General features: G+C 30.9%; 13 protein-coding genes. 9 read left to right on the top strand and 4 right to left on the bottom strand.

Annotated elements, in window-relative coordinates:
• Positions 1-903, top strand: a 903-nt coding sequence (locus AJ939_RS05375; RefSeq protein ID WP_250540826.1) for a methyl-accepting chemotaxis protein, incomplete at its 5' end; no start/stop codon positions are given.
• 119 nt (positions 904-1,022) lie between these two features.
• Here AJ939_RS05375 and AJ939_RS05370 read toward each other — a convergent pair.
• From AJ939_RS05370 to ilvE, 4 genes are read right to left on the bottom strand one after another with little or no spacing between them, the layout of a single operon-like run.
• Complete coding sequence (locus AJ939_RS05370) at positions 1,023-1,532, bottom strand: DUF2393 family protein (protein WP_002861050.1); 510 nt, start codon at positions 1,530-1,532, stop codon at positions 1,023-1,025.
• Positions 1,532-2,062, bottom strand: coding sequence for a DUF2393 domain-containing protein (locus tag AJ939_RS05365; RefSeq protein ID WP_002870863.1), 531 nt, complete (start codon positions 2,060-2,062; stop codon positions 1,532-1,534). The genes AJ939_RS05370 and AJ939_RS05365 overlap by 1 nt, the downstream gene beginning before the upstream one ends.
• A gap of 12 nt (positions 2,063-2,074) precedes the next feature.
• A complete protein-coding gene (locus tag AJ939_RS05360; RefSeq protein ID WP_070243328.1) occupies positions 2,075-3,163 on the bottom strand; it encodes a prohibitin family protein in 1,089 nt (362 codons plus the stop codon).
• 12 nt (positions 3,164-3,175) lie between these two features.
• Entirely contained in the window at positions 3,176-4,090 is a 915-nt protein-coding gene (gene ilvE / locus AJ939_RS05355) for a branched-chain-amino-acid transaminase (RefSeq protein ID WP_070243327.1), read from the bottom strand.
• Positions 4,091-4,263: 173 nt separating this feature from the next.
• Here ilvE and AJ939_RS05350 point away from each other — a divergent pair, with 173 nt between their 5' ends.
• The 8 genes from AJ939_RS05350 (at position 4,264) to mreC (ending at position 10,345) form a co-directional block, all read left to right on the top strand.
• The gene (locus AJ939_RS05350) at positions 4,264-4,470 is read left to right on the top strand and encodes a tautomerase family protein (protein ID WP_070276345.1); all 207 of its coding nucleotides are present in this window, start codon (positions 4,264-4,266) and stop codon (positions 4,468-4,470) included.
• A complete protein-coding gene (gene bcp / locus AJ939_RS05345; RefSeq protein ID WP_070276347.1) occupies positions 4,467-4,922 on the top strand; it encodes a thioredoxin-dependent thiol peroxidase in 456 nt (151 codons plus the stop codon). Before AJ939_RS05350 ends, bcp begins: the two co-directional genes overlap by 4 nt.
• Positions 4,922-6,013: an epoxyqueuosine reductase QueH gene (locus tag AJ939_RS05340; RefSeq protein ID WP_070276349.1), complete on the top strand. Its 1,092-nt coding sequence runs from the start codon at positions 4,922-4,924 to the stop codon at positions 6,011-6,013. The genes bcp and AJ939_RS05340 overlap by 1 nt, the downstream gene beginning before the upstream one ends.
• Positions 6,014-6,107: 94 nt before the next feature.
• Positions 6,108-6,548: a 3-hydroxyacyl-ACP dehydratase FabZ gene (gene fabZ / locus AJ939_RS05335; RefSeq protein ID WP_002851782.1), complete on the top strand. Its 441-nt coding sequence runs from the start codon at positions 6,108-6,110 to the stop codon at positions 6,546-6,548.
• Entirely contained in the window at positions 6,548-7,339 is a 792-nt protein-coding gene (lpxA, locus tag AJ939_RS05330) for an acyl-ACP--UDP-N-acetylglucosamine O-acyltransferase (RefSeq protein WP_002861057.1), read from the top strand. The genes fabZ and lpxA overlap by 1 nt, the downstream gene beginning before the upstream one ends.
• The gene (gene clpX, locus AJ939_RS05325; protein ID WP_002860329.1) at positions 7,332-8,555 is read left to right on the top strand and encodes an ATP-dependent Clp protease ATP-binding subunit ClpX; all 1,224 of its coding nucleotides are present in this window, start codon (positions 7,332-7,334) and stop codon (positions 8,553-8,555) included. The genes lpxA and clpX overlap by 8 nt, the downstream gene beginning before the upstream one ends.
• A 10-nt stretch (positions 8,556-8,565) precedes the next feature.
• On the top strand, positions 8,566-9,606 hold the full coding sequence (locus AJ939_RS05320; RefSeq protein ID WP_002851700.1) for a rod shape-determining protein: 1,041 nt from the start codon (positions 8,566-8,568) through the stop codon (positions 9,604-9,606).
• Positions 9,596-10,345: a rod shape-determining protein MreC gene (gene mreC, locus AJ939_RS05315; RefSeq protein ID WP_070261202.1), complete on the top strand. Its 750-nt coding sequence runs from the start codon at positions 9,596-9,598 to the stop codon at positions 10,343-10,345. The genes AJ939_RS05320 and mreC overlap by 11 nt, the downstream gene beginning before the upstream one ends.
• The last annotated feature ends 85 nt before the right edge of the window (positions 10,346-10,430 follow it).

Genomic DNA, 10,430 nt, shown 5'->3' with positions numbered 1-10,430 from the left:
ATCCTTGCTACTAAAAAAGGTTTAGAACAAGACAATCAAGCCGTTAAAGAATCAGTTCAAACCGTATCAGTTGTAGAAGGTGGTAATCTAACAGCAAGAATTACTGCTAATCCAAGAAACCCGCAACTTATTGAACTTAAAAATGTTCTAAATAAACTTCTTGATGTTTTACAAGCTAGAGTAGGTTCTGATATGAATGTTATTCATAAAATATTTGAAGAATACAAAAGCTTAGATTTTAGAAATAAAATCTCTAATGCTTCAGGAAGTGTTGAATTAACTACTAATGCTTTAGGCGATGAAATAGTTAAAATGCTAAAACAAAGTTCAGACTTTGCTAATGCTTTAGCTAATGAAAGTGGAAAATTACAAACTGCTGTTCAAAGCTTAACCACTTCTTCAAATTCTCAAGCTCAATCTTTAGAAGAAACTGCAGCAGCTTTAGAAGAGATCACTTCTTCTATGCAAAATGTTTCAGTTAAGACTAGTGATGTTATCACTCAATCTGAAGAGATTAAAAATGTTACAGGTATTATAGGAGATATTGCAGATCAAATCAATCTTTTAGCTTTAAATGCAGCTATTGAAGCTGCACGTGCTGGAGAACATGGTAGAGGCTTTGCTGTTGTAGCTGATGAAGTTAGAAAACTAGCTGAAAGAACACAAAAATCTTTATCTGAAATAGAAGCTAATACTAATTTACTTGTTCAATCTATCAATGATATGGCAGAAAGTATTAAAGAACAAACTGCAGGTATTACTCAAATCAATGATAGCGTAGCACAAATTGATCAAACTACTAAAGATAATGTTGAAATTGCTAATGAATCAGCTATTATTTCTAGTACAGTAAGTGATATAGCTAATAATATCTTAGAAGATGTTAAGAAGAAGAGGTTTTAATCTTAGATGACTAGCTAAAAAGCTAGTTATCTCTATAAAATAATATATGTTTAATTCTTTAAGATTTAATGAAATGTGGTATAGAGAAATTCTAATTGTCAATATTAAGATTTTCTAAATCAAATACATTTTAGAGTGTGATAAAATTCAGGGTTATCAAAACTTGGAGGAAAAGGAACACTGGCTCTAAATTCTTTATAAGTATTACCTGGAAGTTTGTCTATAATTTCTATAGTGTAAGAAACACTTGTATTTTGCATTTTGGCATTGCGAATATTTTTATCATTGAAAATTTCTCCCCCTACTTTTTTTTGATTTAATATGCTAAGTATCAAATAGCATTTTCTGATTTCAAATTTAGTAAGATTTTGAACCTTTCCGCTTACGATAACACTTTCATGTCTTAGATCTCTTGTGTAGGTTAGTTTGCTAAGATCGGCTTGAGTGGTGAATTGATTGATTGTTAGAAAAATAGAATATATCAAAAGTGCGGTAAAAATAGTAGCTATGGTATAAGAAATCAAAGCCATTTCTTTCTGTTTAACTTTTAGAAAGATTAAAATACAAATCAAGGCAAAGCAAATAAGTAAAATGATAAAAGCTATAATATGAAAAATTGTAAAATGCATTAAAAACACTCCGAAACTAAGCGTATGGTATAGTTATTTTCATAGTTAAAATTTTCGAAAGCAATTCTTTGAAATTGGGTTGCATTTTTCTTTAGATCTTTAATTTCTCTACTTTTTTGTCTAAAAGGGATAAATTTCTTTTTATATTCTTCTATGATATTATCATTAGGTATTTTATCCGCAAAAATTTTAGCTGTAATTTTACATTCTTTAAAATTATTTTTTGAATTATTTGTAATGTTAAAATCAACAATTAAATCATTTGAACTTTGTATTATTTTTTGATCCGTAATAGCGGTTTTCCGAGTTCTTACTTCATTGTCTATTAGTTTATACCCATAGATATAAACTAAAAAACAAACAATAATATCAAATGCAATAATAAAAAGTGCTGCTATAGGTCTATGGCGTAAAAATACACAAAGAAGTAAAACACAAGTGAAGAGAAAAAAAACTAATAAAATCAGCATATAATCTACTAAATATAAATGAGTAGTGTAAAAAAGCACGATTTCTCTTAGTTTTTCCACTTGCGTATCCTTTTAGTTCATGTTGGCAGAACTTTGCTTTTTAGCATCTTTGGTATCAACCCAAATGTTTGGTACTGCTCCACCTGGAGTTAAGAAAATTTTAGCATCTTGATTGACTTTTAAAGCTTCATTAAATTCTTTTTGAGTTTCAATTTGCTTTAAATTTAGTAAAGGAGTGTTTAAGCTGTTTGCGATTTCTTTATTAGAATAAGCTTGTGCATCTGCTTCTATCTTAACAGCCATAGCTTTACCTTTGGCACTGATTATAGTTGCATTTGCTTCCCCTTCAGCTAAGGCAGCTTTTTTTAAGGCTTCTTGATTAGCTCTTTCTACTTCATATTTAGTTCTTTCAGCCTCTTGTTTTGCAATTTGCACGCGTTCGATTTGTTCTTTTACTTTTGAAGGTAAAATAATTTCTCTAAGTTGTACAGCGCGAAGTTCTACAGGTTCGTTTGGTTGGGCTTCTATGGTTTTTCTTATACCTTCTTCTATTTGAGTGGCTATTGTATTACGATTAGTAGGAAGTTCTTCGGCTGTGTATTTTCCTACAACACTTCGCACTACATCACGAACAACTGGATCAATAATTTTATTTTCCCAATTTAAGCTCCAAGTAGCTATAGTTTGAGGAACTTGCAAAGGATTTAAGCGGTATTGTACTGTAACATCAATAGATACAGGCAATCCACGAGAGTCAAGTACAGAAATACTATTTTTATTAATTACACCTGAACCTGAAGATAAATTTTCATTACTTCCCTCTATAGAAGCATAGTTGATTTGTCTTACTCTAGTATCGATTATGGTTATTTTTTGTACAAAAGGTAAGAAAAAGTGAAGTCCTGGTTCTAATGGATTTGGGTCATATTTACCTGTTGTTGATTTAATCCCCATTTCTCCAGAATTTATTACCATAAAAGGTTTTGCAACGATTAAAAATAAGATAATAATAATCACCCCATAAATAAGCGGAGAGAATTTTCCAAAACCTTTAAAATTAAATTCTGGTGTTTTGAAATTGAAATTTTGACGGTTGTTGTTTCCGTTATTGTTAGAATTTCCATTTTTTTTATTGAAATAATCATTCAAATCAGCTGGCATTTATTTCCTTTTTTAAATATAAGTTAGCATAGATGCGTATTTTTGATTGCGTCCATAAACTACATCAAAATAAGCATCTTGAAGTTTTTTAGTTACAGATCCTCTTAAACCATTTCCTATTATTCTTGCATCAATATTGTTAATAGGTGTGATTTCAGCGGCTGTTCCGGTGAAAAATGCTTCATTAGCAGTGTAAACTTCATCTCTTGAAATTCTTTGGCGAAGCACAGTGACACCAAGATCATGAGCGATTTTAAGCACTGTATCTTGAGTAATGCTTTTTAAAGAAAAATCATTTGGAGGTGTGATTAAAACCCCATCTTTTACAATAAAGAAACATTCTCCTGTTCCTTCTGCGATAAAACCTTCTTCATCAAGCATCAAAGCTTCTTCATAGCCTGCTTCAATAGCTTCAAATTTTGCAATTTGAGAGTTAAGATAATTCGCACTTGCTTTAGCTTTTCCCATGCATGATTTAACACTATTTCTTGCAAAAGACGAAATTTTTACTTTTATGCCTTTTTCTAAACCTTCTTCTCCAAGGTAAGCACCCCATTCCCAAGCTGCAATCCCAACTCTTACAGGAGCTTTTATATGATAAAGTCCCATAACTCCATCGCCTAAGAAAATCAAAGGGCGGATATAGACATTGCTTTTAAAATTGTTTGCTTTTAATAGTTCAATTTGTGCATTTTCAAGCTCTTTTTGAGAAAAAGGACAATTTAAAAGAGTAATTTTTGCAGACTCTAAAAGTCTTTTGGTGTGATCTTCAAGTCTGAAAATTGCTAAGCCTTTATCTGTTTTATAGGCTCTAGTTCCTTCAAAAACAGCATTGCCATAATGTAAAGAATGGGTTAAAAAGTGTAAAGTTGCATCTTTAAAATCAACTAATTTTCCATCCATCCAAATTTTATCTGCTGAGATCATTTTTTACCTTTTATAGTTGTTTATTTCTTAAAAAATATTATTTTAAGAATAAATCGGGATTTTATCAAAAATATACTAACAATAAGCTTTTATTAAATTAAGGTTTTTTGTTAAAAAAAATATTAGGTATTTTTTGAAATAATTATAAAAAATTATCATTAAAAAGGAGAAATATGCCATTAGTAAATATTAAATTAGCAAAGCCGTCTTTAAGCAAGGAACAAAAAGCGGAGCTTATAGCTGATATTACTGAGCTTTTAAGTAAAAAATATAATAAAAGCAAAGAAAGAGTTGTGGTGGTTTTAGAAGATGTAGAAAATTATGACATAGGTTTTGGTGGAGAAAGTGTAGAAGCTATCAAAGCAAAGGCAAATAAATGAGTTTAAATATAGGAGATAAAGCGCCTCAGTTTGAGCTCTTAAATCAAGATGGGGTAAAAATAGCATTAAAAGATTTTATTGGTAAAAAGGTAATTTTGTATTTTTATCCAAAAGATAATACTCCAGGTTGCACTACAGAAGCTTGTGATTTTAGTTTAAATTATGATAAATTTGGTGATAAAAATGCAGTGATTATCGGTATCAGTCCTGATAGCGTGGCAAGTCATGAAAAATTTATCTCTAAATTTGGTTTAAAGCATATTTTACTTAGTGATAGCGAAAAAGAAGTTGCTAAAGCTTATGGAGTTTGGGGACTTAAGAAAAATTACGGAAAAGAATACGAAGGTCTTATTCGATCTACTTTTGTTATCGATGAAACAGGTAAGATTGCTCAAATTTATAGTAATGTTCGTGTAAAAGATCATGCTTTAAAAGTACTTGAAAGTCTTTAATGTTAGTGCATATTTGTTGTAGTGTGGATAGTCATTATTTTGTTGAAGAACTTAGAAAGACTTATCCTGATGAAAAAATCATAGGGTATTTTTATGATCCAAATATCCATCCTTTAAGCGAATACGAACTAAGATTTTTAGATGTAAAAAGATCTTGTGATAAACTTGGTATTAAGTTATATAAGGGCGAGTATGAATATGAAAAATGGCTTAATGCTGTGCGTGGTTATGAAAATGAGCCTGAAAAAGGTGCAAGGTGTGAAATTTGTTTTGATGTAAGAATGGGATCTAGTGTTAAATTTGCTGCTAAAATAGGAGAAAAAAAGCTTACTACTACGCTTTTAACCAGCCCTAAAAAAGATTTAGAACAGTTAAAAAATGCTTTACAAAAAGAATGTGAGCCTTATGGAGTAGAGTTTTTAGCCCCTGATTTTCGTAAAAATGGCGGCACTCAAAGGCAGTTTGCTTTAGCAAAAAAAGAAATGCTTTATCATCAAAACTATTGTGGTTGTATTTATGGGCTTAAAAAACAAAAACAAGATAAGAATTTCATTGATGAGTTAATGTCTCCTGTAAATAAGCAAATTTTACCTGCAAGTATAGAAGCAAGAATAGCTCTTTATAAAAAAATAGTTTTATGGGAAAAAAAGGGTATAAAATTTGAAATTTTAAGAGAGAAATTTTTAAATTATCGTCTTTTAAGTGCTTTAATAAAATTAGATAAAAAGCCTGTTAAATCTCATATTTTATTTTATTCGCATTTTAAAAACGCTTATACAAGATTTTCTTTGGATGAGGAAAATTTAAAACAAAATTTAAAAGAAGGCTTTTATAGAAGCACTAAAGATGAAATGGTTTTTGTTGAATTTTGGCGTTTTAATGCATTTTTTAAAAACAAATGGAAAAATTTTGAAGATTTTTTAAAAAGACCTTTGAGTGTGCAAGCAGAAATTAAATGGCGTAATAAATTGTTTGGAACTTATAATCTTAGTCCTATTATCATCCTTGAAAATATTTTACCTTCAAGATATGAAGTGATAGCAAAAAGTGAAATTTATCATGATAATCAAGAGGTGCTTGTAGAAATTTAAGAAATTTATTAAGAAAAACTTTTTTTGTTAATGTAATTTTTAATGATTTTTTTATATAATAAAATTTTTAATTGTTTTCAAGGTTAATTTAATAATGATAGATGTAATGCAAATTCAAGAAATCTTACCACACCGTTATCCTTTTTTACTAGTAGATAAAATTACAGAATTAAAAGTTAAAGAAGTGGTTCGAGGATATAAAAACATCAGTATAAGTGACCATGTTTTTATGGGACATTTTCCAGGGCATCCTATTTATCCTGGAGTTTTGATTTTAGAAGGTATGGCTCAAACAGGCGGAGTTTTAGCTTTTGAAAGTATGGAAGATAAAGTGGATCCAAAAAGTAAAGTAGTTTATTTCACAGGCATAGATGGAGCAAAATTTAGAAATCCTGTGCGTCCTGGAGATAGGCTTGATTATGAAATGAGCGTGGTTAAAAATCGTGGTAATATGTGGATTTTTAAAGGGCAAGCTTTTGTAGATGGAAATTTAGTTGCAGAGGCTGAGCTTAAAGCTATGATAGTGGATAAATAATGAAAAAAATTCATCCAAGTGCGGTGATTGAAGAGGGTGCACAACTTGGTGACGATGTTGTAATAGAAGCTTATGCTTATGTAGGTAAAGATACTAAAATAGGTAATGATGTTGTCATCAAACAAGGTGCTCGAATTCTTTCAGATACAACTATAGGTGATCATTCTCGTGTATTTTCTTATGCTATAGTAGGCGATATTCCTCAGGATATATCTTATAAAGAAGAGCAAAAAAGCGGTGTTGTTATAGGAAAAAATGCAACTATTAGAGAATTTGCAACGATAAATTCAGGTACAGCTAAAGGAGATGGTTTTACTCGTATAGGCGATAATGCTTTTATTATGGCTTACTGTCATATTGCTCATGATTGTCTTTTAGGTAATAATATTATTTTAGCTAATAATGCTACTTTAGCAGGACATGTAGAGCTTGGAGATTTTACGGTTGTAGGCGGGCTTACACCTATTCATCAATTTGTCAAAGTAGGTGAGGGTTGTATGATAGCAGGAGCTAGTGCACTCTCTCAGGATATAGTACCGTTTTGTTTAGCAGAAGGAAATCGTGCAAGTATTAGAAGTTTAAATTTAGTAGGTATTCGTCGTCGTTTTGATAAAGATGAAGTAGATAGACTTAGCAGAGCTTTTAAAACTTTATTTAGACAAGGAGATTTAAAAGAAAATGCTAAAAATTTGCTTGAAAATCAAGAAAGTGAAAATGTTAAAAAAATGTGCCATTTTATATTAGAAACAAAGCGCGGAATTCCTGTCTATAGGGGTAAAAATAATGCCTAGAAAATGTAGTTTTTGCAATGAAGTGGAGAATCCACAAAGAAGAATTTTAGCAAATGAAAATGATGATGCTTTTATTTGTGAATATTGCGTTGAAGGTGCTTATAGTATTATTTATGGAGAAGAAAAAGAATTTAAAGAACCTAAACAAAGCCATAATACAGAATTTAAAGATATCACTCCAAAAGAATTAAAAGCTTATCTAGATCGTTATGTCATAGGACAAGATAGAGCTAAAAAAGTTTTTAGTGTTGGAGTATACAATCATTATAAAAGACTTTTTAAAGCCGAACTTCAAGATGATGATACAGAGCTTTTTAAGTCAAATATTTTACTTGTTGGGCCAACAGGAAGTGGAAAAACTTTATTGGCGCAAACTTTAGCTAAATTTTTAGATGTACCTATAGCAATTTGTGATGCAACTTCTTTAACTGAAGCAGGATATGTAGGTGAGGATGTGGAAAATATTTTAACACGTCTTTTGCAAGCTGCAGATGGAGATGTGCAAAGAGCTCAAAAAGGTATAGTTTTTATTGATGAGATTGATAAAATTGCTAGAATGAGTGAAAATCGTTCTATTACTCGTGATGTAAGTGGAGAGGGTGTGCAACAAGCTTTACTTAAGATTATCGAAGGAAGTTTGGTAAATATTCCACCAAAAGGGGGAAGAAAACATCCAAATCAAGAGTTTATACAAATTGACACTTCAAATATTTTATTTGTTTGTGGTGGAGCTTTTGATGGTTTGGAAACTATCTTAAAAAGAAAACTTGGCGATAAAGTTGTGGGCTTTTTTGATGATGCAAAAGAAGAAAATAAAGCTTTGCTTGAGAAAATCGAACCTGATGATTTGGTGCATTTTGGTTTGATTCCTGAGCTTATAGGTCGTTTGCATGTGATTGCATCTTTAAATGAGCTTAATGAAGAGGATATGGTAAGAATTTTAACTGAGCCTAAAAATGCCATTATTAAACAATATCAAAAGCTTTTTGCTATTGATGGGGTAAATTTAAAATTTGAAGAAGATGCTCTAAGAGCTATCGCGCAACTTGCATTGGAGAGAAAAACAGGGGCTAGGGGACTTAGAAGTATTATAGAAGAAATGATGGTAGATTTAATGTTTGAGTTACCAGAGTATAAAAATTATGATATTGTAATAACTAAAGAAGTTGTTAAAGACAATGCAAAGGCATTATTAATAAAAAGAAAAATAAGTTAAAAGGATAGAAATGATATTAGATCAACTTATAGGATTTTTTTCTAGTGATATGGGGATTGATTTAGGAACAGCTAATACGCTAGTTTTGGTAAAAGATAAGGGTATAGTGATAAATGAGCCTTCTGTTGTGGCAGTTGAAAGAGAAAGGTATGGTTCCAAAGCAAAAATTTTAGCCGTAGGTAAAGAAGCTAAAGATATGGTGGGAAAAACTCCAGGCAATATCGAAGCTATTCGTCCTATGAAAGATGGCGTGATTGCAGATTTTGATATGACTGAAAAAATGATCCGCTATTTTATAGAAAAAACACACCGTAGAAAAAGTTTTTTACGCCCTAGAATTATCATTTCTGTTCCTTATGGTTTAACTCAAGTAGAAAGAAAAGCGGTAAGAGAAAGTGCTTTAAGCGCAGGTGCAAGAGAGGTATTTTTGATTGAAGAGCCTATGGCAGCAGCTATTGGTGCAAGTTTACCTATACAAGAGCCTAAAGGAAATTTGGTAGTAGATATAGGGGGTGGAACTACTGAGATTGGAGTGATTTCTTTGGGTGGACTTGTGATTTCAAAGTCTATTCGTACGGCTGGAGATAAGCTTGATATGAGTATAGTTAATTATGTAAAAGAAAAATATAATCTTATCATAGGTGAAAGAACAGGCGAAGAGATCAAAATCACTATAGGTTCAGCAATACAACTTCCAAAAGAGCTTTCTATGGTGGTAAAAGGACGCGATCAAGTAAGTGGACTTTTAAGTCGTATTGAACTTACAAGCGAAGATGTAAGAGAAGCGATGCGTGAGTATTTAAAAGAAATTGCTGATGCTTTAAAAATGGTTCTTGAAATGATGCCGCCTGATTTAGCAAGTGATATAGTAGAAAATGGTGTAGTTTTAACAGGTGGCGGAGCATTGATTCGTGGTCTTGATAAATACTTAAGTGAAATTGTACGTTTGCCAGTTTATATCGCAGATGAACCGCTTTTAGCTGTAGCAAAAGGAACAGGTAAAGCTTTAGAGGAAATTTCATTATTACAACAATTAACCAATGAAGAATAAGATTTTTTATGTTCTTGTCTTAGCCTTTTTGGTTTTTATATCTTTTTATTATGGAGGACTTATCAAGCAGAATGTTCTCCGTGTTAATGACTTTGTTATAGGTAATTTTTATAATATTAAAGATTATTTGGGAGAAAAAATTTCAGAACATTTTAATCAAGCAAATCAAATTCAGCAATTAAAAGCTAGAAATAAAGAATTAGAAGACATTGCTGTAAAGGTAACTAGCTTTGCAAATCAATTAAATCGTATTTTAGAGGATCAAAATTCTACAAAATATTTACCTCAAGTTTCTTTAACTAGAGTTATTTCTTATGTTCAATTGAATGATTATAAAAAATTATGGCTAGATTGGAGCAAAATTCCCGTTGGTAAAAATCGCGGTTTAATATATCAAGGATATACTGCAGGTATAGCTATTAATAAAGATGGCAGAACAATGGCTCTTCTGCAAGGTGATGATCAGTGTGTTTTTTCTGTTTATATAGGAAAATCCAAAGCTCCAGGTTTAATTCAAGGTGAAAATGGCAAGGTTGTGGTTAAATTTATTCCAAAGTGGGCGAAAATTAATGTCGGAGATGAAATCTTAACAAGTGGACTTGATAATATTTTCTTTTCGGATGTCCCTGTTGGGATTGTGAATAGAGTTGATGATGAAGATATGTATCAAAGTGTAGAAGTAAAGCCTTATGTTAAGATCAGTATTCCTGCTTATTTATATGTAGTAGATAATTTATAAGTCAAGGGTTAGACTTTTTAAAAATTTTCTATATTTTTACTAATTATTATAACTTTGTTTAATGCTAAAAATTTTGTTAAATTAT

This window comes from Campylobacter sp. BCW_6889 (assembly GCF_001762535.1).
Taxonomy (GTDB): Bacteria; Campylobacterota; Campylobacteria; order Campylobacterales; family Campylobacteraceae; genus Campylobacter_D; species Campylobacter_D jejuni.
This window is presented reverse-complemented; position numbering and strand designations above follow the sequence as displayed.